The organism is Enterobacter cloacae complex sp. 342H5 (assembly GCF_050030905.1).
GTDB classification, from domain to species: Bacteria; Pseudomonadota; Gammaproteobacteria; order Enterobacterales; family Enterobacteriaceae; genus Enterobacter; species Enterobacter intestinihominis.
Genome location: NZ_JBLGVB010000001.1, coordinates 272,460 through 294,021, shown reverse-complemented (window position 1 = coordinate 294,021; position 21,562 = coordinate 272,460). Strand labels below are relative to the sequence as shown.

The 21,562-nt window shown below is 56.7% G+C and carries 18 protein-coding genes; 5 read left to right on the top strand and 13 right to left on the bottom strand.

All coding sequences use genetic code 11. The features are described from left to right. Positions 1 to 5: 5 nt before the first annotated feature. A complete protein-coding gene (gene malG, locus ACQG03_RS01450; RefSeq protein WP_003860332.1) occupies positions 6 to 896 on the top strand; it encodes a maltose ABC transporter permease MalG in 891 nt (296 codons plus the stop codon). A 96-nt stretch (positions 897 to 992) separates the two neighbouring features. On the opposite strand, the gene psiE is transcribed toward malG, so the two are convergent. The 6 genes from psiE to pgi all read right to left on the bottom strand — a co-directional run bounded on the left by psiE (position 993) and on the right by pgi (position 7,372). Next, positions 993 to 1,403 (bottom strand): phosphate-starvation-inducible protein PsiE, encoded by a 411-nt coding sequence (gene psiE, locus ACQG03_RS01445; RefSeq protein ID WP_000202963.1) that lies wholly within the window; start codon positions 1,401 to 1,403, stop codon positions 993 to 995. A 178-nt stretch (positions 1,404 to 1,581) separates the two neighbouring features. Continuing rightward, entirely contained in the window at positions 1,582 to 3,678 is a 2,097-nt protein-coding gene (locus tag ACQG03_RS01440) for a YjbH domain-containing protein (protein ID WP_023299084.1), read from the bottom strand. Further along, positions 3,678 to 4,415 carry a capsule biosynthesis GfcC D2 domain-containing protein gene (locus ACQG03_RS01435; protein ID WP_023305255.1) on the bottom strand — a complete coding sequence of 246 codons (738 nt, stop codon included), beginning with the start codon at positions 4,413 to 4,415 and terminating at the stop codon, positions 3,678 to 3,680. Before ACQG03_RS01435 ends, ACQG03_RS01440 begins: the two co-directional genes overlap by 1 nt. Beyond that, a complete protein-coding gene (locus ACQG03_RS01430; RefSeq protein WP_003860339.1) occupies positions 4,412 to 5,050 on the bottom strand; it encodes a YjbF family lipoprotein in 639 nt (212 codons plus the stop codon). The genes ACQG03_RS01435 and ACQG03_RS01430 overlap by 4 nt, the downstream gene beginning before the upstream one ends. Before the next feature lie 63 nt (positions 5,051 to 5,113). Beyond that, positions 5,114 to 5,356 (bottom strand): exopolysaccharide production protein YjbE, encoded by a 243-nt coding sequence (gene yjbE, locus ACQG03_RS01425; protein ID WP_003860341.1) that lies wholly within the window; start codon positions 5,354 to 5,356, stop codon positions 5,114 to 5,116. Positions 5,357 to 5,722: 366 nt separating this feature from the next. Further along, positions 5,723 to 7,372 (bottom strand): glucose-6-phosphate isomerase, encoded by a 1,650-nt coding sequence (gene pgi / locus ACQG03_RS01420; protein WP_022646728.1) that lies wholly within the window; start codon positions 7,370 to 7,372, stop codon positions 5,723 to 5,725. A 374-nt stretch (positions 7,373 to 7,746) separates the two neighbouring features. Here pgi and lysC point away from each other — a divergent pair, with 374 nt between their 5' ends. The 3 genes from lysC to ACQG03_RS01405 all read left to right on the top strand — a co-directional run bounded on the left by lysC (position 7,747) and on the right by ACQG03_RS01405 (position 10,457). Next, positions 7,747 to 9,096, top strand: a complete 1,350-nt coding sequence (gene lysC, locus ACQG03_RS01415) for a lysine-sensitive aspartokinase 3 (RefSeq protein ID WP_022646727.1) — start codon at positions 7,747 to 7,749, stop codon at positions 9,094 to 9,096. Between the two features lie 93 nt (positions 9,097 to 9,189). After that, entirely contained in the window at positions 9,190 to 10,134 is a 945-nt protein-coding gene (gene panS / locus ACQG03_RS01410; RefSeq protein ID WP_023295757.1) for a ketopantoate/pantoate/pantothenate transporter PanS, read from the top strand. A gap of 50 nt (positions 10,135 to 10,184) precedes the next feature. After that, entirely contained in the window at positions 10,185 to 10,457 is a 273-nt protein-coding gene (locus ACQG03_RS01405; RefSeq protein ID WP_045620921.1) for a DUF3811 domain-containing protein, read from the top strand. On the opposite strand, the gene rluF is transcribed toward ACQG03_RS01405, so the two are convergent. The 5 genes from rluF to metH form a co-directional block, all read right to left on the bottom strand. Further along, entirely contained in the window at positions 10,458 to 11,330 is an 873-nt protein-coding gene (rluF, locus tag ACQG03_RS01400) for a 23S rRNA pseudouridine(2604) synthase RluF (protein WP_022646725.1), read from the bottom strand. It abuts the gene before it with no gap. A 54-nt stretch (positions 11,331 to 11,384) separates the two neighbouring features. After that, positions 11,385 to 11,558, bottom strand: coding sequence for a CcdB family protein (locus ACQG03_RS01395; protein ID WP_226869808.1), 174 nt, complete (start codon positions 11,556 to 11,558; stop codon positions 11,385 to 11,387). Continuing rightward, on the bottom strand, positions 11,558 to 11,851 hold the full coding sequence (locus tag ACQG03_RS01390; protein WP_045620920.1) for a type II toxin-antitoxin system CcdA family antitoxin: 294 nt from the start codon (positions 11,849 to 11,851) through the stop codon (positions 11,558 to 11,560). The genes ACQG03_RS01395 and ACQG03_RS01390 overlap by 1 nt, the downstream gene beginning before the upstream one ends. Positions 11,852 to 11,946: 95 nt before the next feature. After that, complete coding sequence (locus ACQG03_RS01385) at positions 11,947 to 13,578, bottom strand: Na/Pi cotransporter family protein (protein ID WP_022646722.1); 1,632 nt, start codon at positions 13,576 to 13,578, stop codon at positions 11,947 to 11,949. 116 nt (positions 13,579 to 13,694) lie between these two features. Further along, complete coding sequence (gene metH / locus ACQG03_RS01380; protein WP_063163888.1) at positions 13,695 to 17,378, bottom strand: methionine synthase; 3,684 nt, start codon at positions 17,376 to 17,378, stop codon at positions 13,695 to 13,697. Positions 17,379 to 17,571: 193 nt separating this feature from the next. Between metH and iclR the strand changes: the two genes are divergently transcribed. After that, positions 17,572 to 18,399, top strand: coding sequence for a glyoxylate bypass operon transcriptional repressor IclR (gene iclR / locus ACQG03_RS01375; protein WP_022646720.1), 828 nt, complete (start codon positions 17,572 to 17,574; stop codon positions 18,397 to 18,399). 68 nt (positions 18,400 to 18,467) lie between these two features. On the opposite strand, the gene aceK is transcribed toward iclR, so the two are convergent. Then, complete coding sequence (gene aceK, locus ACQG03_RS01370; protein WP_022646719.1) at positions 18,468 to 20,207, bottom strand: bifunctional isocitrate dehydrogenase kinase/phosphatase; 1,740 nt, start codon at positions 20,205 to 20,207, stop codon at positions 18,468 to 18,470. 49 nt (positions 20,208 to 20,256) lie between these two features. Further along, positions 20,257 to 21,561 carry an isocitrate lyase gene (aceA, locus tag ACQG03_RS01365; protein ID WP_045309064.1) on the bottom strand — a complete coding sequence of 435 codons (1,305 nt, stop codon included), beginning with the start codon at positions 21,559 to 21,561 and terminating at the stop codon, positions 20,257 to 20,259. Between the last annotated feature and the right edge of the window lies 1 nt (position 21,562).

Genomic DNA, 21,562 nt, shown 5'->3' with positions numbered 1-21,562 from the left:
TGAACATGGCTATGGTACAACCCAAATCTCAGAAACTGCGCCTCCTCGCGACGCACTTAGGCCTGCTGATTTTCATCGCGGCGATCATGTTCCCGCTGCTGATGGTTATCGCCATCTCCCTGCGTTCGGGGAACTTCGCCACCGGGAGCCTAATCCCGGATGAAATCTCCTGGGAGCACTGGAAACTCGCGCTGGGCTTCAGTGTGGAACACGCGGATGGCCGAGTCACTCCGCCGCCGTTCCCGGTGCTGCTGTGGTTGTGGAACTCGGTAAAAGTGGCGACCATTACTGCCATCGGCATCGTGACGCTCTCCACCACCTGTGCTTACGCCTTCGCCCGTATGCGTTTCCCGGGCAAAGCGACGCTGCTGAAAGGGATGCTGATTTTCCAGATGTTCCCGGCGGTGCTGTCACTGGTGGCGTTGTATGCCCTGTTTGATCGTCTTGGCCAGTACGTGCCGTTTATCGGCCTGAACACCCACGGCGGCGTGATCTTCGCCTATCTTGGCGGCATCGCCCTGCATGTGTGGACCATCAAGGGCTATTTCGAAACCATCGATGGTTCACTGGAAGAAGCCGCCGCGCTGGATGGCGCCACCCCGTGGCAGGCGTTCCGCCTGGTGCTGCTGCCGCTGTCGGTGCCGATTCTGGCGGTGGTGTTCATCCTGTCGTTTATCGCGGCGATCACCGAAGTACCGGTCGCCTCTCTGTTGCTGCGCGATGTGAACAGCTACACCCTGGCCGTCGGTATGCAGCAATACCTCAACCCGCAAAACTACCTGTGGGGCGACTTTGCCGCGGCGGCCGTCCTCTCTGCCATCCCGATTACCGTGGTGTTCCTGCTGGCCCAGCGCTGGCTGGTCAACGGCCTGACGGCGGGCGGTGTGAAAGGTTAAGTTTCATCTGTTATGCCACTGCAACCCTCAACTTTAGACGTATTGTATTGAACCAACTTGTGACTGTTGTTAGGCGCTCTTCGGAGCGCCCTTTTTTTATTCGCGTTTCAGCCGCTTTGAGTTGCACAGCCAGAGGGTGATCACCAGCAGCAGGATCGCCGCCGAGTAGATCAGCACGTCGAGCGGGGATTTATGATCGACGATGATCAGCCGCACAATGGCGGTGATGCCAATATAGACAAAATAGCGCAGCGGGAAGTGAAAGCCGGACTGAAAGTACTTCACAATCAGGGCGATAAATTCAAAGTAGAGAAAGTAGACCACCAGGCCTTCCACCAGCGCGTATTTGCTGGTTTGCTCAGGTGCGAACAGCACATCCGCCAGATGCACCGTCTCTTTACCCAGAAACACGACCAGGATCAGGCCAAGGCTCAGCAGACCGAGGTTCAGCACGGTCTGGAGTATCGTTGAGATAAACTCAACACGCGGACGAGTCAGGGATGTCATACAGCACCTCATTCTCCAGGGCGAGGTTCCTGTATAACGCAAAAATGTGACGGGGATCTATATTTTTTGTTTATGTTTTGTCCACATGAACATTCTTGCCGGGCGGCACTGCGTTTGCCCGGCCTACAAAAATATTCTTGTAGGCCCGGTAAGCGCAGCGCCACCGGGCAAACAAGCATCAGCGGAAGTTAATGTTCTTATCGCTGGTCATATCATACAGCTGGAACTTACGTCCAAGCTGCTGACCGCCGTCGCGCGTCAGCGGCGTCCAGCCCACTGCCGCACGGCTGCGGGTTGGGCCTGACGAGAACAGATCCAGCGGAATCGACACGTACACCCCTTTGGTGAAGTCCCCTTCCCCGTACTCGTCTGGCGAAACGTTGGTGATGGTGGCATAACCGCCTACCACTACGCCGCTGTCGAAGTGTTTGGAGATATCCAGCGTGCCGCCCTTATCGCCCGCCAGGTACTGCCCGACGCTGGCTTTCACCAGCACATCCTGTGCGAACGACGGCGTCCAGTAGGCGGTCAGGTGGCCGGTTTTGACACTGTAGTCGGTGAACTTCATCATGTCCTGCGCGCTGCGCCAGTCACGCTGTTTCACGTAGTTGGCATCAATCCCAAACGCCCAGTTACTGTCGACGGGACGATAAAGCACCTCCGCCCCCGCGCCGCCGAACATGGTTTCCAGATAGCCACCGTAAACCTGGCCGTAGAAGCCGTTACCGAAGTACTGGAAGTAGTTGGCCTGCAGGTTATTCACGTAGATATCGTTCTGCACATATTCGCGAACGCGGGTACGCACGCGCGGCAGTTTTGAATCGTTCGGCGGGTTGGTGTAGTTAAATTTGTCGTAGTTGTTGGCAAGGTTGCCGAACAGACTACCGGTGGTCAACAGGTGGTCGGTCACCCACAGATCCGCCGTCGCCATCGCGCCCAGCTGATACATGTAGAAGTTTTCCGGCCCACCCACGGACTGGTTCAGCACCGGATCGATATGGAAATCGAAGCGGGATTTATCGATATACCAGCCCTGCTCGGTGCTCTCTGGCACCACCGGCTCAACGCGTTTTTGCACCAGCTCGGTTTCATGTCCCAGCGGTTCGCCTTCAAGATGACGCTTAAGGCTGGCAACATCGGTTTCAGTGGTGACCTGCGGCAGGTTGAGACGGTTCTCCGTCACGCGGATCGTGCGGATCCCCTCCGGCAGATCGTTCATGACGATCCGGTTGGCGCGCTCGATCCCTTCGCGGGAGTCGCGGTATTTTACCTGCTCGCCGGTGACGTACAGCGTATCGCCTTTGGTCTGGATCTTCGGATCCGCCAGGCCCGCGTTATATTTCAGCAGCGTCAGCTGGTTCGCTACCACGGAGTGCTGAATGATCGCATCCTGCGGCTCCGGCTGGTATTTGGGCCGCGGGTTATCATTGTAGCGCGGCCGCATGTCGTTAAAGTTGGTGCGCAGCGTAAAGCCAAACATCAGGGTATTACCGCGCTCATAGCTGAGGTTAACGTCGGCCCAGTCGGTGACGCGGTAAATGGCGCCGACGTTAAACTTGCTCTTCTGCTCAATCTTGCCGGCAAAATCTTCGCTGTAGTTATTGCCTTCGTACTCCAGCTTCAGGCGCAGCGGCTGCCATGGCGTTTGATACTCTACGCCTCCAAACAACGAGGCCGGGCCGTGGAACATCTGGTCGCCGTTGATGGAACCCGCTTTTTTATAGCTGTTATCGCGGTAGCAGTATTTGTCGCTGTAGGTACAGAACGGGTTGGTTACGTTGCCGCTGGTGCCGAGGTAGCCCCAGCCAAGACCCAGCGAGAAATCAAACGGTCCCCAGGCTTTGCTGGCAACGATGTATTCCGCATCAAACAGGCCGGTCCCGCCAATGTCTTTCGCCCCGACGGAGACCTGCGGCATCCAGTAGCTCTCTTCCCACAGGCGCAGCTTCACGTCGAAGGCTTTGTCTTTATAGGTCTGATCGCCGGAGAAGGCGTCCACGCTGCTGTACTGTTTTGTACGCACGTCGGTGTAACGCAGCGTGGTCTCCAGCCAGGGGAACAGCTGCACGGACGCAGAGTAGTAACGGTACTGATCGTTATCGCGATAGTTAAGGCTGATTTCCCCCTCGCGGGCCATACGCGCGGTCGGGGTTTGCAGTAAGCCCACGCCGCCAAAATCGGACTGCGACGGGCCGATGGGTGCCGGATACGTTTCTGCATGACAGGCGGCACTCACGCACAGTGCAAGCATGCTGTAGAGATAGGTTTTTTTCATTATTCCGGTATCCGCTGTATCAGGGAGCGAAGGATATCGGCATTAAGCCCGTCATACGCTTTCGTCCAGAAATGGTCGGCAAAACCGACAAAAATGATGCTGCCTGGCATAGGTTCGATATGGCGTTTATTCCAGTAAGCCACCGGCGCTTTTTGCGTATGCCCGTCCGGATAGACCACCCAGGCATAGCTGTTATCCGCACCGCTGAGCAAGCTTTGCTCGTCGAGATAGCTCACGACGTCCCGGCCCGGCGTAAACGACTTTTTGCCAGGGCTGCTGATAAGCCCCATCACGGTGACGGTGGAAGGCTGAGCCGGCAGCCACAGGGTATAGTCCCCTTCCAGCGACGGATTGCCGTTTTCGGCGACGCGCACCTCATCCGGATCGAGATTCACCTTCTGGCGACCCGTCACCTTAACCGCCTGAAGCTGCTGACGCAGGCTAGTAATGGCCGCGGCATCGTCAGCATCTTCCTGTTGTGCCAGCCCGCTCAGTCGGGCGAGCAGCGCCTGATGTTTTTGTTCCGCTACAATCGTCGCCTGACGCTCGCTGATAACCGCCCCGGTCCACCAGCTTTTCGCCAGCCTCGGCTGCCCCACCAGATCGAGCAGATGCCCGGCGTTGGTTAAGGTTTTAGGTTTTTCGCTGTCCGGGGTGTAGACCTGTACCGTTCCCGCAGACCACGCCAGCGGCGAGGCCAGGCTGGCGAGAAGCGCAACGTGAATGAACATTTTCATGATTTCGCCGCCTTGATCAGGGTGGTCTTCACCGGGAAGAAACCGGCACCGAGATACTGTAAGGACTGGCGGATTTGCCCCTCTTCGTCCACCCAGAAGCGGTTATGCCAGGTGGCCTGATCGGTTGTCACCTCTTCATCCAGCACGCGCACCTGCGTTTCGTCGCTGCCCACTTTGACGCTGTCCGTACCATCCCAGCGGAAGGTAGAGCGGGCCGTGGCGTAGCGCACCTGTTTGTGCTCGGTCCAGCCCATTGTGCGCGTCCAGCTTGCGCCATCGACGATCTGATTCGGCTTGATGAGCGGATCTTCAGCCAGGTTGTTTACCTCAAGCAGGTTGTCGCCGCCAAGCAACGTTTTCACGATTCGGGAATGCTGAGTCACGATGGTGGCCTGATCCTGCGTCACCCATTTCTGCTGCCCGTTTTCATCGAAAGCGAGCACCACAAACAGTTGCGGACCATCGTTTAGCTGCATGTACTGGCTGGCATACGGCATGTTCTGAAGTTCGTCATCGGTCAGATGCACGCCCGGCGTGCCGAACATGCTGTCCCACAGTGAGTGGCCCAGCCCTTTGGTGGTAGCTGAGCACGCCTGCAACAGCAGGCAAATCAGGATGATTGCAGGTCGCTTCACGACTCTTCTCCGAAGGGGCGAAATAACCACACCGAAGTGTGGTTATGATTAAAACACCCGGTATTACTGGGTGCTGGTCGTCGTAGTGGTCGTGGTTCCGGTATTGGAGCCATCACCGCCACCGGTTGCCGCCAGCGCGACACCCACGGCTGAACTTACGGCGCTGGTGCTGGCTGCGGTAGAACTCCCCGCAGACGCAGACGTCGCTGCCGACCCTGCTGCTTCCCCGACCTGGACCGGAGCTGCATAGACAGACGTCGCCGCAAGCGCAGATATGGCAAAAATGCCATACAGTACTTTCTTCATAACAATTTCCCTTCAATGAATGAATGGAGATTTGCCCGAAAAGAAATTCAGGCGGATTCGAGTATACACAACTAAAGCAGTGGGTTTACCGTGGGGGTAAATAGGGATGAGGTTTTCAGACTAATGGTTAAAAATGAAAAGAAAAAAGAATTATTGAAATAGATAACCATTCATTATCAAACAGTTATAATATAAACCCATTAAAGTATCACTCCGTATTTTCTTAAAATAACCCTCAGCAATTAACGGGGTAACCGTGTTTTTCGGATTAAACTCAGATTCAGAATTTGAGATAACTAACAGACATCAGGAATTATCCGATAAAAAAATGCCGGCATATCGCCGGCATTGTTCATGACATATTTATTACGCACGCCATGCTTTATAACGGTTAATCAGACCATTGGTGGAGCTGTCGTGGCTGTCGATTGCTTTATCGTCACCCAGCTCTGGCAGAATGCGGTTTGCCAGCTGTTTGCCCAGCTCAACGCCCCACTGGTCAAAGGTGAAGATGTTCAGAATAGCGCCCTGAGTGAAGATCTTGTGCTCGTAGAGGGCAATCAGCGCGCCCAGGCTGAACGGCGTAATTTCACGCAGCAGAATGGAGTTAGTTGGACGGTTGCCTTCGAACACTTTGAACGGCACAACGTGTTCCAGCGTAGCCGGATCTTTACCCTGGTCACGGTACTCCTGCTCAACCACCTCGCGGGATTTACCGAACGCCAGCGCTTCGGTCTGGGCGAAGAAGTTAGACAGCAGCTTCGGATGGTGGTCGGACAGCGGGTTGTGCGTAATCGCCGGGGCGATGAAATCGCACGGTACCATTTTGGTGCCCTGATGGATCAGCTGGTAGAACGCGTGCTGACCGTTGGTGCCCGGCTCGCCCCAGATGATTGGGCCAGTCTGATAATCCACCGCGTTACCGTTACGGTCAACGTATTTACCGTTGGATTCCATGTTGCCCTGCTGGAAGTAGGCCGCAAAGCGGTGCATATACTGGTCGTACGGGAGAATCGCTTCGGTTTCAGCGCCGAAGAAGTTGTTGTACCAGATCCCAATCAGCGCCAGCAGCACTGGCAGGTTTTTCTCAGGCGCGGTGGTGGAGAAGTGTTTGTCCATCGCGTGCGCGCCGGAGAGCAGCTCAACGAAGTTGTCGAAGCCGACGGACAGGATGATGGACAGACCGATCGCAGACCACAGTGAGTAGCGGCCACCTACCCAGTCCCAGAATTCAAACATGTTCGCAGTATCAATACCGAACTCACCCACCGCTTTACCGTTGGTGGACAGCGCCGCGAAGTGTTTCGCCACGTGCTTTTCGTCGCCCGCGGTTTTCAGGAACCAGTCGCGCGCGCTGTGGGCGTTGGTCATGGTTTCCTGAGTGGTGAAGGTTTTAGACGCCACCAGGAACAGCGTGGTTTCCGGGTTCACCTTTTTCAGCACTTCAGCGATGTGAGTCCCATCGACGTTGGACACGAAGTGCATGTTGAGATGGTTTTTGTACGGGCGCAGCGCCTCGGTCACCATGAACGGGCCGAGGTCAGAGCCGCCGATACCGATGTTTACGACGTCGGTGATCGCTTTCCCGGTGTAGCCTTTCCACTGACCTGAGATGATCGCTTCAGAGAAGGTTTTCATCTTTTCCAGCACCGCGTTCACTTCCGGCATCACATCTTTGCCGTCAACGATAATTGGAGTATTGCTACGGTTGCGCAGCGCCACGTGCAGCACGGCACGGTCTTCGGTGCGGTTGATCTTCTCACCGGAGAACATGGATTTGATGGCATCTGCCAGCTCAGTCTCTTTCGCCAGATCTTGCAGCTTCGCCAGCGTCTCTTCGGTGATACGGTTCTTGGAGAAATCCACCAGCATCAGGTCATCGAAGGTGGCGGAAAACTTGCTGAAACGATCGGCATCTTTCGCGAACAGATCCGCGATAGTGACGTCTTTCATTTCATCAAAATGTTTCTGTAGTGCCTGCCATGCAGCGGTCTGCGTTGGGTTGATGTTTTTCATAGCAATACTCTTCTGATTTGAGAATTGTGACTGCGGTCGATTGTAGCGCCTGCAAATAAAAATTGTGATGGTTTTTATGCCATTGCCCTGGTCTGCATCAAACGCAGGTGAAAAGACCCGAAAAGTATAGCTGCTGTCGCGCCCTTCCGGCGTGGCGAAATGTTGGTCAAAAAGGGGTAAAAAGGAGCATAAAATATGGGCCTGTTATAAGTCCTGTTTCTGAGGGGTACCCCCCCATGAAAAATCCGCATAATCCCAGCATTGACAGGACCTCCCCCGCATTTTATTTATAGGGCCGTATTTTGCGCCTGCACCTGTTCTCGCTTCATTCTTGTGCCAAGGTCGCTCTATTCATTCCCTGACACGAGGTTGTTATGACGAGTTTTGTGGTCGCCAAGTTTGGCGGCACCAGTGTGGCAGACTACGCTGCCATGAACCGCAGCGCCGATGTGGTGCTGGCCGATCCGAATACCCGCCTGGTGGTGCTCTCCGCCTCAGCCGGCGTGACGAACCTGCTGGTTTCTTTGTCTGAAGGACTGGAAGCGACCGAGCGTTTCGTGAAGCTGGATGCACTGCGCAAAATTCAGTTCGACATCCTTGAGCGTCTGCAAAACCCGAACGTCATTCGTGAGGAAGTGGAACGCCTGCTGGAAAATATCACTACCCTGGCAGAAGCCGCTTCACTGGCAACCTCTACCGCTCTAACCGACGAACTGGTCAGCCACGGCGAACTGATGTCCACCCTGCTGTTCGTTGAGATCATGCGCGAGCGCAATATTCAGGCGCAGTGGTTCGACGTGCGTAAAGTAATGCGCACCAGCGACCGCTTTGGCCGCGCCGAGCCGGACGTTGAAGCTTTGGCAGAGCTCACTAACCAGCAGCTTGCCCCGCGTCTGGATGAAGGCATAGTGATCACCCAGGGCTTTATCGGCAGCGAAGCCAAAGGGCGCACAACCACGCTGGGCCGTGGCGGCAGCGACTATACCGCCGCCCTGCTGGGTGAAGCCCTGCATGCCACCCGCGTGGATATCTGGACGGACGTGCCGGGCATTTACACCACCGACCCGCGCGTGGTCTCTGCGGCAAAACGCATTGACGTGATCGCCTTTGAAGAAGCGGCTGAAATGGCCACCTTCGGCGCGAAAGTGCTGCATCCGGCCACGCTGCTGCCCGCCGTGCGCAGCGACATTCCGGTCTTCGTTGGCTCCAGTAAAGATCCAAAGGCGGGCGGGACGCTGGTCTGCAAGAAAACCGAGAACCCGCCGCTGTTCCGCGCGCTGGCCCTGCGTCGTAAGCAGACGCTGGTTACCCTGCACAGCCATAATATGCTGCACTCCCGCGGATTCCTGGCGGAAGTGTTTGGCATCCTGGCGCGCCACAATATCTCCGTGGACCTGATCACCACGTCAGAAGTCAGCATTGCGCTGACGCTCGACACCACCGGCTCCACCTCTACCGGCGACACCCTGCTGACGCAGTCGCTGCTTATTGAGCTTTCCGAGCTGTGCCGCGTGGAGGTGGAAGAAGATCTGGCGCTGGTTGCCATCATCGGTAATAAGCTGTCGCGCGCGTGCGGCGTGGGCAAAGAGGTGTTCGGCGTGCTCGACCCGTTCAGCATCCGCATGATTTGCTACGGCGCGTCCAGCTACAACCTCTGCTTCCTGGTCCCTGCCGATCAGGCCGAGCAGGTTGTGCAGAAACTTCATCAGAATTTATTTGAATAAAATTAGTTAGCACGATAAACATTATCCATAAGCCGGGCACAGACCCGGCTTTTTTATAACAAAACAACACGACAATACTGCAAGGAATTCACTATGCTCTCCGCTATCACCCGGCTGTTCCCGTTATGGGCGCTGCTGCTCTCCGTACTCGCGTATTACACTCCCACCACGTTCACGGGCATTGGTCCGTGGGTCACCACGCTACTGATGCTGATTATGTTCGGCATGGGCGTGCATCTAAAAATTGACGATTTCAAACGCGTGCTGTCTCGCCCGGCACCGGTTGCCGCAGGGATTTTCCTGCACTACCTGGTGATGCCGCTCGCGGCCTGGCTGCTGGCGATGGCCTTTAAGATGCCGCCCGACCTTTCCGCCGGGATGGTGCTGGTGGGGAGCGTCGCCAGCGGCACGGCATCTAACGTCATGATCTATCTGGCGAAAGGCGACGTGGCGCTCTCCGTCACTATTTCTTCCGTTTCCACGCTGGTGGGCGTGATTGCCACGCCGCTGTTAACCCGCCTGTACGTGGACGCGCATATCCAGGTGGATGTGATGGGCATGCTGCTCAGCATTCTGCAAATCGTGGTGATCCCGATTGCGCTGGGACTGGTGATCCACCATCTCTTCCCGCGGGTGGTGAAAGCGGTTGAGCCGTATCTGCCCGCGTTTTCGATGGTCTGCATACTTGCCATTATCAGCGCCGTGGTAGCCGGTTCCGCATCGCACATTGCTTCGGTGGGCTTTGTAGTGATCGTCGCGGTTGTGCTGCATAACACCATTGGTCTGCTGGGCGGATACTGGGGTGGAAAGCTGTTTGGTTTCGACGAATCCACCTGCCGCACGCTGGCGATCGAAGTGGGGATGCAGAACTCTGGCCTGGCGGCGGCGCTGGGTAAAATTTACTTCTCACCGCTGGCGGCGCTACCGGGAGCGCTGTTCTCCGTCTGGCACAACTTGTCCGGTTCGCTGTTAGCAGGGTACTGGTCCGGTAAGCCGATTGATGACCAACCGAAAAAAGATGCGGTGAAACAGGGTTAATTGAGCCGGCTTGCTTTACACTGAAGCCTCCCCATCAGGAGGCTTCAGCAATGGCTACACCACGTTTGACCCAGAAAGACATGACCGAAGCCGAGCAGCGCGAACTTAAAACGCTTCTCGACCGCGCCCGCATCGCGCATGGCCGCACGCTGACGAACGCCGAAACCAATCAGGTTAAAAAAGAGTACATCGATAAGCTGATGGCGCAACGTGATGCCGCGGCGAAAAAAGCCCGCAAGCTGAAAAAAGAGCTGGCGTATAAACCCGACGCAGAGGCGACTTTTTCCTGGTCCGCCAGCACATCAACCCGTGGAAGGCGCTAATCAGCGCCCTTTCTTTTTGCGCCCCGGCTGGGTAAAGCGTTTTCCGTTGCCCGGCTTGCCTCGCCCTTTCTCTTCCGCCTGCGGTGCCTTCACCACCGGACGCTTAATTGCCTGCGTTTTCGGTTTGGCTTTAGCTTTCGGCTTCGCTTCGGACGAGGAGTTCTCGATAAGTTTGAACAGCTCGATCAGCTCATCATCCGTTAAGTCACGCCACTCGCCCAGCGGGATGCCAGACAGGCTGACGTTCATGATGCGCGTGCGTTCCAGCTTCGTCACTTCATAACCGAAGTACTCGCACATGCGGCGGATCTGGCGGTTCAGGCCCTGAACCAGCGTGATGCGGAACGCGAACGGTGCTTCTTTTTTGACTTTACACTTCTTCGTCACGGTGCCCAGAATCGGCACGCCAGCGCCCATTCCGCGGATAAACTCGTCCGTCACCGGCTTGTTCACCGTCACGATGTACTCTTTCTCGTGGTCGTTACCGGCACGCAGAATTTTGTTCACCAGATCGCCGTGATTAGTCAGGAAAATTAACCCCTGAGAGTCCTTATCCAGACGGCCAATCGGGAAAATGCGGCTGCTGTGGTTCACGAAATCAACAATGTTGTCCCGCTCGCCATCTTCCGTGGTGCTGACAATCCCAACCGGTTTGTTCAACGCGATAAACACCAGGTCTTCGGCATCACGCGGTTCGATGACCTGACCATTCACTTTCACCACATCGCCAGGTACCACCTGATCGCCAATGGTGGCGCGTTTGCCGTTAAGAAACACGTTACCCTGTTCAATGTAACGGTCAGCCTCGCGACGTGAGCAGATCCCGCTCTCGCTAATGTATTTGTTTAATCGGGTTGATTGAGTTGGCAGCATAGTTTCTCCTGTGAAGGGCGAAATATACCTTACCTTGCGCCTGACAAAAAAGTCCTAGTAACCGCTGATCAGAAAATCGAGTGCATCCCGCAATGAAGCACTGCTGTTAGTAAGATCGGCAACGCGTTCACCTAACTCTTTTAGCGATATGCCTGCCATCATGTGCATCATCACCACGCAGGGTTTTCCCGCGATCTCAACGGCGGGAGCGACCAGTACATGCTTCATCAGAACGACCTCTGAAAGTCACTAAAGGAGCCGTTTTCATCAACCCACTGGTTAATGGCGTCCATAGAAGCTTTATTTTCTTCAAGCCACTCTGCGCGCCGATGTTCACGAAATTGCTCCTGCAAAGCCGCCGTTAGCACGGCAGAAAGGTTAAGTTTAAGCCTTCGCGCCTCTTCAAGAATGTCCGGCGACAGGGAAACATTCACTGATTTTTTAATGCTATTAGCACCGCGCATGAGAACCCCCATTGGAATGCGCATGAACTGGCGAAGTGTAGCGTAATAATTGAGCATCTCCTATTCCCTTAAAAATGTAAGGGTTGAAGAATAAATTGCTCTTTATGGGGAGTCACGCCTCACAAAACCGTTTTGCGAGGCGCTTTCAGAGATTAATACTCATCCCGCTCATCATCTTCATCCGGCTGCTCCATCACGCTGTACGCCACCGCGCAGAACAGCGAGTTGAGACGTTTCATATCGCCCAGCAGCCCCAGGTGGAGCGAGCTGGTTTCGATACTCTGCACGTTCTGCTGGTGCAGACGCTCAACGTGGGCGTGCGAGTAGCGCCGGTTGAGGATGCGGAAACGGTGCTTGTTGCGGCGCAGGCGGCGAGCGCTCGGCACGTCGCTGGAGAAGAAGACCGACATCGCCAGCTTCAGGTTGCTGACCAGCTGTTCGTGCAGCGCTTCCAGCTCCTTCAGCCCTTCGACAGAAAACGCCCGACGTGCGGCCAGGGATTTGTCTGCGATTTCACTGCCCATACGCTCGACAATATCCGAAGCCTGCTCCAGGTTAAGCGACATCTCAATGATTTCCGCCCAGCGGCGCGACTCCTCTTCCGCCAGCTCGTCCTGCGGGATCCGCGCCAGATAGAGCTTGATGGCGGTATACAGCACGTTGATATCGTCCGCCAGCCTGCGCAGCTCTTTTTCTTCGCGCGGCTCGCCGTGCATCACCTTTTGCAACCCTTCCAGCATGGTTTCCATCGCGTCACCCATGCGCAGCGTTTCGCGGGCGGCATTCGCGATGGCCAGCGCGGGCGTGTCCAGCACCGAGGTGTCCAGATGCTTCGGTTTAAGGCGCGCGTCCAGCTCCGGTTCATCACGAATTAGCCGCTCGCAGAAGCGGGCCATCGGCGCGGCAAACGGCACCATCGCCAGACAGCGTACCAGGTTGTAGAAGACGTGAAAGTAGATCACCAGCTCCGCTTTCGGCAGAGAGAGGTTGTCCATCAGGTTCGCCAGCGGGTGCACAAACGGCAGAATGATCAGGCTACCCACCAGCTTGAAGAGCAAACTCCCCAGCGCCACCCGGCGGGCGGCAGCATTGGCTGCGCTGTTGTTAAGCATCGCCAGCAGGCCAGAGCCAAGATTCGCACCGATGACCAGGCATAGCGCCACCGGGAAAGAGATCGCGCCCGCAGCGGTTAGCGTGGCCGTCAGTAACACGGCCGCCAGGCTGGAGTAGCTGACAATGGCAAACACCGCGCCGATCAGCGCATCCAGCATAATATCGCCGGTTAACGAGGCGAAAATGACCTGCACACCGTTGGCCTGGGTAATCGGCGTAACTGCCTGCACAATCAGCTCCAGCGCCAGCAGGATCAGCCCGAGGCCAATACCGACGCGGCCAAGCTGCCCGGCACGGCTTTGCTTACGGCCGAGGAAGAAAATGACGCCGATAAAAATCAGCAGCGGCGACAGCCAGGAGAGATCGAAGGTCAGGATACGTGCCATCAGCGCGGTACCGACGTCGGCGCCAAGGACAATCACCAGCGCCGGGGCGAGTGCCACCAGATCCTGCGCCACGAACGAGGTGACGAGCATGGTGGTGGCGTTGCTGCTTTGCACCAGCGCCGTGACGCCAATACCCGCACAGAAGGCGAGCGGCTTCTTCTCAACGCTGCCGCTGAGAACGGTACGTAAACGTGCGCCAAACACGCGCATCACGCCGGTACGAACGATATGGGTGCCCCATACCAGCAGTGCGACTGCGGAGAGCAGGTGTAACAACGTCAACACAGTGGGTTTTCCTCCTTATCGTTATTCATTTTCCTTAGGTTCAGTATAAGGGTTTAAACGTAAGAAAGAGACAAGGCACCATAGCGGTGCCCTGTTTGTTGTAAGGAAAAGTGACGTTAGTCTGCGTCGTAGCCTAAATTCGGCGCCAGCCAGCGTTCCACCTCAGACACGCTCATGCCTTTTCGCAGGGCGTAGTCTTCAATCTGATCCCGCTGAAGCTGTGCCACGGCGAAGTACTTGCTGTCCGGATGGCTGAAATACCAGCCGGAAACGGACGCGCCCGGCCACATGGCGAACGACTCGGTAAGTTTCATGCCGGTATGCGCTTCCACGTCGAGCAGTTTCCAGATAGTGCCCTTCTCGGTGTGTTCCGGGCAGGCCGGATAGCCGGGTGCCGGACGAATGCCCTGGTAGTTTTCGCGGATCAGCTCCTCGTTGCTGAGATTCTCATTCGCGGCGTAGCCCCAGTGCACCTTACGTACGCGCTCGTGCAGATACTCGGCAAAGGCTTCCGCCAGGCGATCGGCAATCGCTTTCACCATGATTTTGTTGTAATCATCGTGCTGTGCGTCGTACGCGTCCGCCAGCGCGTCTTCTTCCAGACCGCCGGTCACCGCAAAGGCACCGATATAGTCGGCTTTACCGGAGAGTTTCGGCGCGACGAAATCCGCCAGGCAGTAGTTGGCAAAGCCCACTTTCTCGGTTTGCTGGCGCAGATGGTGGCTCACGGCCAGCACATGGGTGCGGGTTTCATCGCGGTAAATTTCGACATCGTCGCCCACGCGGTTCGCCGGGAACAGCCCCACCACGCCGCGCGGGTTGAGGGCTTTCTCTGCGCTCAGTCTGTCGAGCATATCGTTGGCATCTTTAAACAGGCGTTTCGCCTCTTCGCCTACTACCTCATCTTCAAGAATGCGCGGATATTTGCCCGCCAGCGACCAGGTCATGAAGAACGGCGTCCAGTCGATGTAGTTACGCAGCGTTTCGATGCTGGCCGTCACCTCCTGCACGCCCAGACGGTGCGCGACCGGCGGCGTATAGCTGGACCAGTCGAACGCCAGATCGTTATCGCGCGCCGCCTGAAGCGAAACCGGCGGCGTGCGCGGTTTCTTACGTCCATGCTGAATGCGGACGGTTTCATACTCTTTGCGGGTGCGAGCGACAAAGTCATCGCGCTGGGTGTCAGACAGCAGTGCGGAGACCACGCCCACGGTGCGCGAGGCGTTTTGGACATACACCGTCGGCCCACTGTAGTTCTGCTCGATTTTCACTGCGGTGTGGGCTTTCGAGGTGGTTGCCCCGCCAATCAGCAGTGGAATAGTGAAGCCCTGGCGCTCCATCTCTTTTGCCACGTTGACCATTTCGTCCAGCGACGGCGTAATCAGCCCGGAAAGACCAATCAGATCCGCATTCACTTCGCGAGCGGTCCTGAGGATTTTATCCGCCGGGACCATCACGCCAAGATCGATAATTTCGTAGTTATTGCATTGCAGTACCACGCCGACAATGTTTTTGCCGATGTCGTGTACGTCGCCCTTCACGGTGGCAATGACCATCTTACCGTTACTGGAGCCCTTCTCTTTGCTGGCTTCGATAAACGGCTCAAGATAAGCCACGGCCTGCTTCATGACGCGGGCGGATTTCACCACCTGCGGCAGGAACATTTTGCCCTCGCCGAACAGATCGCCGACCACGTTCATGCCGTCCATCAGCGGCCCTTCGATCACTTCAATCGGACGGGCTGCCTGCTGACGCGCTTCCTCGGTATCCTGCTCAATGAACTCAGTAATGCCTTTTACCAGCGAGTATTCCAGACGCTTTCTCACATCCCAGGAACGCCATTCGGCCTGTTGAACATTGGCTGATTCGTCAGCTTTACTGCCGCGGTATTTTTCCGCCAGATCCAGCATGCGTTCGGTGGCGTCGTCGCGACGGTTGAGGATCACATCTTCTACTGCGTCGCGTAGTTCTGCGGGCAGGTCGTCGTAAATCGCCAGCTGTCCGGCGTTAACGATCCCCATGTCCATCCCGTTGCGGATGGCATAGTAGAGGAACACGGCGTGGATGGCCTCACGCACCGGGTCGTTGCCGCGGAACGAGAACGAGACGTTCGACACGCCGCCGGAAATTAGCGCATGCGGTAGCTCGCGTTTGATGTCTTCACACGCGCCGATAAAGTCCTGGGCGTAGTTGTTGTGCTCTTCAATGCCGGTTGCGACAGCAAAGATGTTCGGATCGAAAATAATGTCTTCCGGCGGGAAGCCCACCTCTTCGATCAAAATTTTGTACGCCCGGCGGCAAATCTCAATCTTGCGCTCGCGGGTATCGGCCTGGCCCACTTCATCGAAGGCCATCACCACCACGGCGGCCCCGTAGCGACGCACCAGCTTCGCGTGGTGGATAAAGGTATCGACGCCCTCTTTCATTGAGATGGAGTTAACGATGCCTTTGCCCTGAATGCACTTCAGCCCCTTTTCGATGACGTCCCATTTGGAAGAGTCAATCATGATCGGCACGCGGGCGATATCCGGCTCACCGGCAATCAGGTTGAGGAAACGCACCATCGCCGCTTCGGCGTCGAGCATCCCCTCGTCCATGTTGATATCGATGACCTGCGCCCCGCTTTCTACCTGCTGGCGAGCAACGTCCAGCGCTTCGCTGTACTTCTCTTCTTTGATCAGGCGCTTGAACTTCGCAGAACCGGTGACGTTGGTACGTTCACCCACGTTCACAAACAGGCTGTCGTCGCCGATGGTCAACGGCTCAAGGCCGGACAGACGGCAGGCTACCGGAAGCTCGGGTAACTTGCGCGGTGCAAGCCCGGCGACGGCGCGGCTCATGGCGGCGATGTGCTCCGGCGTGGTGCCGCAGCAGCCGCCGACGATGTTGAGGAAGCCAGATTCGGCCCACTCGCGTATTTGCGCCGCCATGGTATCGGCATCCAGATCGTACTCACCGAATGCATTCGGCAGACCGGCGTTCGGGTGGGCGGTGACGTAGCACTCTGCGATGCGCGAAAGTTCCTGCACGTACTGGCGCAGCTCGTCCGGCCCCAGCGCGCAGTTCAGGCCGAAGGAGAGCGCTTCGGCATGGCGCAGAGAGTTATAAAACGCTTCGGTTGTCTGGCCGGAAAGCGTGCGCCCCGAGGCATCGGTGATGGTGCCGGAAATCATGATCGGCAGGTCAACACCCAGCGCCTCGAACTCCTCTTTCACCGCGTAAATTGCGGCTTTGGCGTTGAGAGTGTCGAATACGGTTTCAATCAGGATCAGGTCGGAACCGCCTTCCACCAGCGCTTTAGTGGACTCACGATACGCGGCCACCAGTTGGTCAAAGGTGATATTGCGGAAGGCTGGATCGTTCACGTCCGGAGAAATCGACGCGGTGCGGTTGGTCGGGCCCAGCACCCCGGCAACATAGCGCGGCTTGTCCGGCGTGCGGGCCGTCCACTCGTCGGCGCAGGCGCGGGCGAGTTTCGCCGCTTCAAAGTTGATCTCCGCCGACAGGGATTCCATCTGGTAATCCGCCATGGCGATGGTTGTCGAGTTGAAGGTGTTGGTTTCTACAATATCCGCACCCGCTTCGAAGTAGGCGTTGTGGATATCCCTGATGACAGAGGGTTTGCTCAACACCAGCAGGTCATTGTTTCCTTTCAGGTCACAAGGCCAGTCGGCAAAGCGCTCGCCGCGGAAATCGTCTTCACTCAGACGATAGCCCTGGATCATGGTGCCCATGCCGCCGTCCAGCACCAGAATTCGTTCATTTAACTGCGCACGCAGTTGCTCTACTTTGCTGCTCACACTTGCTCCCGACAACGTTCAACATGGCCAAAAGGCTGCGTTCCATACTGGCATAATCTCTAAGGGTCGAAAAGTCACACAGCGGTAACATGAGACATGTTCACTATCACTCCTCCGATCAGTCAGGAAAGCGGTTGCAAAACCACCAAATAAAACGAAAATGATTTCCACGATACAGAAAAAGGAGTTCGTCATGGTTACGACCGTTCCCGCTAAACGCGGCAGAAAACCTGCTGCAACCACCGCTGCACAACCTGGCGGACAGGTTCAATCCCTGACGCGCGGCCTGAAGCTGCTGGAATGGATAGCCGAATCGCATGGTAGCGTGGCCCTGACGGAGCTGGCGCAGCAGGCGGGACTGCCGAACTCCACCACTCACCGCCTGTTAACCACCATGCAGCAGCTGGGCTTCGTACGTCAGGTGGGCGAGCTGGGTCACTGGGCGGTTGGCGCGCATGCCTTTATCGTTGGCAGCAGCTTCCTGCAAAGCCGCAACCTGCTGGCGATTGTCCACCCGATTCTGCGCAAGCTGATGGAGGAGTCCGGCGAGACGGTAAACCTGGCCGTGCTGGATCAGAGCGATCATCAGGCGATTATCATCGACCAGGTGCAGTGTACGCAGCTGATGCGCATGTCCGCACCGATTGGCGGCAAGCTGCCGATGCATGCCTCTGGCGCAGGGAAAGCGTTTCTCTCGCAGCTTAGCGAAGAGCAGGTGACGGGTCTGCTGCACCGTAAAGGTCTGCACGCCTACACCCACGCCACCCTGGTGTCGCCGGTGCATCTGAAAGAAGATCTGGCTCTGACCCGCAAGCGCGGCTATTCGTTTGATGACGAAGAACATGCCCTCGGGCTGCGCTGCCTCGCGTCCTGTATTTTCGACGAACACCGCGAGCCGTTTGCCGCCATCTCCATCTCCGGGCCGATTTCACGTATGACCGACGACCGCGTCACCGAGCTGGGTGCGCTGGTGATTAAGGCCGCAAAAGAGGTGACGCTGGCGTATGGTGGGATTCGTTAGGATTGAGGGCGGTCTGGTGCCCTCACCCCGGCCCTCTCCCACAGGGAGAGGGAGAAAAGCGGATGCCCTTACCCTGCGGGAGAGGGAGAAAAGCGGATGCAAAACCGCTGCTTGCGGCGGTAAGCGTAGACATCTTCCACGTGCCCGTTTTTGATCCGCGCTTGCAGCCCGCGCCAGTAGCTGGCGCGGAACAGATCGGCATGCATCTCTTCAAATAACGGCCCGATGCGTGGGTCCGCACACAGCCAGTGGCGAAACTCCTCCGGAAACACATCGCCCGGCGAGACGCTGTACCACGGCTCGCTGGACAGTTCATCTTCCGGGTAGCGCGGCGGCGGGATATCGCGGAAGTTCACCTCGGTCATGTAGCAAATTTCATCGTAATCGTAGAACACTACCCGCCCGTGACGGGTGACGCCGAAGTTTTTAAACAGCATATCGCCGGGGAAAATATTGGCAGCGGCGAGCTGGCGGATGGCGTTGCCGTACTCTTCGATGGCATCACGTAAAGCCTGGCCCTCTGACTGTTCCAGCCAGATATTTAGCGGCACCATACGGCGCTCAATGTAGAGATGACTGATCGCAATCTTATCGCCAAGATCGGTAATTTTCGTCGGCGCTTCCTGCATTAACAGCGTCATTAGCGCCGGATCGATCTGCTGCTTATCCAGCACAAAGTTTTCAAACTCCTGGGTATCGGCCATTCGCCCGACGCGATCGTGCTCTTTTACCAGCTGATAGCAGGCACGGACGTGGGCTGCGGTCATCTCTTTCTGCGGGGCGAATTTATCCTTAATCACCTTAAACACCCGATCAAAGCCCGGCAGCGTGAAGACCAGCATCACCATGCCGCGGATACCCGGCGCTTCGATAAACTGCTCATCAGCCGTGGTGACATAACGCAGGTATTCCCGATAACTCTCCGTTTTGGCATGCTTCTGACAGCCAATCGCCATATACAGCTCGGCGGTGGTTTTGCCCGGCAGGATCTCGCGCAGCCACTCCACCAGGGCGGCGGGCAGCGGGGCGTAGACCATGAAATAGGAGCGGGCGAAGCCAAATACGATACTCGCCTCAGCGCTGGTAGTCAGGCAGGTATCGACAAACAGTTCGCCGTCGTCGGTACGGTGAATGGGCAGCAGAAACGGCACGATGGCTGTCGGCGTAACCAGTTTGCCCACCAGCCAGGCGGCCTTATTGCGGTAGAAAAGCTCGTTGGCAACCTGCAAATGGCTGCGGCTGAGCACCGCCTCACCGAAGGTTTCACTGAGATACGCGTGGATATAACCGATATCCCGGGGTTTATTCTGCCACGGCAGGCGCAGCGGCAAATCTGTTAAGACGCGGTGCAGGAGCTTTTCCCAGCCGCGATCGGGAAAGAAATCTTTCGCCAGCGGACGCGGAATGGTACGGAAGCGTCGCTCGGGCTGGGAGCTGAAGATAAATAACCGCTCAGGAGATAATGAGCGGTGGTCAAATAACCGGCAATAGACGGAGTTGAAAAAGCTCTCCGCAATCTCGAAGCGCGGGTAGTCGGGTAACAGATGGGTGTAATGCTCTTTCACGCGCAGTAAAAATTCCGCATCCGGGCTTTTACCGTCGGTGATACAGCGCAGTTGTTCTACCACCAGACCTACGTGGTGATCATATAGATGGATACGCTGCTTCATGGCCTGCTGAACCGCGTGCCAGTCGGCGTGCTCAAAACGCTGTTGCGCGCCGGATGTGACTTCCAGAAAGCGGCCATACTGGGCATCGAAGCCCTGCAAAATAGTTTGGGCTATCAGTAATTCCAGACCACGCGACATATATTCCCCTCACCCCAACCCTCTCCCCGAGGGGGGAGAGGGGGAAAGATCAGAACTGTGCTTCTTCCGTTGAACCCGTTAATGCCGTGACGGAGGAAGTCCCGCCCTGAATAATTGTGGTCACATTATCGAAGTAGCCGGTTCCCACCTCCTGCTGGTGCGAAACGAAGGTATATCCCTCTTTACCCGCCGCAAATTCTGGCTGCTGTACCTTCTCAACATAGTGCTTCATGCCTTCGCCCTGTGCGTAGGCATGCGCCAGGTCGAACATGTTGAACCACATGCTGTGGATACCCGCCAGGGTGATGAACTGGTACTTGTAGCCCATATCCGACAGCTGCTGCTGGAAGCTGGCGATGGTCGTGTCGTCCAGATTTTTTTGCCAGTTGAAGGACGGCGAACAGTTATAGGCCAGCAGCTTGCCCGGATATCTCGCATGAATCGCATCGGCAAAGCGCTTCGCCAGCGCCAGATCCGGCGTGGAGGTTTCACACCAGACCAGGTCGGCGTAAGGGGCATACGCCAGGCCGCGGCTGATCGCCTGTTCAATACCGGCATGCGTGCGATAGAACCCTTCGCTGGTGCGTTCGCCGGTGATGAATTCGCTGTCGTACGGGTCGCAGTCAGAGGTGATCAGGTCCGCCGCGTCCGCATCGGTACGGGCAATGACCAGCGTCGGCACGCCGAGCACGTCAGCAGCCAGACGCGCGGCAACCAGCTTCTGGATCGCTTCCTGAGTTGGCACCAGCACTTTCCCGCCCATATGCCCACACTTCTTCACCGACGCCAGCTGATCTTCAAAGTGTACGGCCGCTGCACCGGCCTCAATCATCGATTTCATCAGCTCAAAGGCGTTCAACACGCCGCCGAAACCGGCTTCCGCATCGGCGACGATCGGCAGGAAATAATCAGTAAAGCGCGGATCGTGGGGCTCAATGCCCGCCGCCCACTGGATCTGATCCGCACGGCGGAAGGTATTGTTGATCCGATCTACCACTGACGGCACCGAGTTCGCCGGATAAAGAGATTGATCCGGATACATGCTGGAGGCCAGGTTAGCATCCGCCGCGACCTGCCAGCCGGAAAGATAGATAGCTTCAATGCCGGCCTTCGCCTGCTGCAATGCCTGACCGCCAGTCAGTGCGCCGAGGCTGTTGATATAACCTTTTTTAGACCCCCCGTGCAGCAGATCCCACATTTTCGCCGCGCCGTTCTGCGCCAGCGTACACTCCGGGTTAACCGAGCCGCGTAACTTCACCACTTCCTCTGCGCTGTACGGACGGCGAATGCCTTCCCAGCGCGGTTGGGTCCACTCTTTTTGTAACTCTTCGATCTGTTGGGTACGGGTTTTCATG

Coding starts and splice junctions, on each gene's coding strand:
- malG (WP_003860332.1), top strand. CDS start 6: ATGGCTATGGTACAACCCAAATCTCAGAAACTGCGCCTCCTCGCGACG.
- psiE (WP_000202963.1), bottom strand. CDS start 1,403: ATGACATCCCTGACTCGTCCGCGTGTTGAGTTTATCTCAACGATACTC.
- ACQG03_RS01440 (WP_023299084.1), bottom strand. CDS start 3,678: ATGAAAAAAACCTATCTCTACAGCATGCTTGCACTGTGCGTGAGTGCC.
- ACQG03_RS01435 (WP_023305255.1), bottom strand. CDS start 4,415: ATGAAAATGTTCATTCACGTTGCGCTTCTCGCCAGCCTGGCCTCGCCG.
- yjbE (WP_003860341.1), bottom strand. CDS start 5,356: ATGAAGAAAGTACTGTATGGCATTTTTGCCATATCTGCGCTTGCGGCG.
- pgi (WP_022646728.1), bottom strand. CDS start 7,372: ATGAAAAACATCAACCCAACGCAGACCGCTGCATGGCAGGCACTACAG.
- lysC (WP_022646727.1), top strand. CDS start 7,747: ATGACGAGTTTTGTGGTCGCCAAGTTTGGCGGCACCAGTGTGGCAGAC.
- panS (WP_023295757.1), top strand. CDS start 9,190: ATGCTCTCCGCTATCACCCGGCTGTTCCCGTTATGGGCGCTGCTGCTC.
- ACQG03_RS01405 (WP_045620921.1), top strand. CDS start 10,185: ATGGCTACACCACGTTTGACCCAGAAAGACATGACCGAAGCCGAGCAG.
- rluF (WP_022646725.1), bottom strand. CDS start 11,330: ATGCTGCCAACTCAATCAACCCGATTAAACAAATACATTAGCGAGAGC.
- ACQG03_RS01395 (WP_226869808.1), bottom strand. CDS start 11,558: ATGAAGCATGTACTGGTCGCTCCCGCCGTTGAGATCGCGGGAAAACCC.
- ACQG03_RS01390 (WP_045620920.1), bottom strand. CDS start 11,851: ATGCTCAATTATTACGCTACACTTCGCCAGTTCATGCGCATTCCAATG.
- iclR (WP_022646720.1), top strand. CDS start 17,572: ATGGTTACGACCGTTCCCGCTAAACGCGGCAGAAAACCTGCTGCAACC.
- aceK (WP_022646719.1), bottom strand. CDS start 20,207: ATGTCGCGTGGTCTGGAATTACTGATAGCCCAAACTATTTTGCAGGGC.
- aceA (WP_045309064.1), bottom strand. CDS start 21,561: ATGAAAACCCGTACCCAACAGATCGAAGAGTTACAAAAAGAGTGGACC.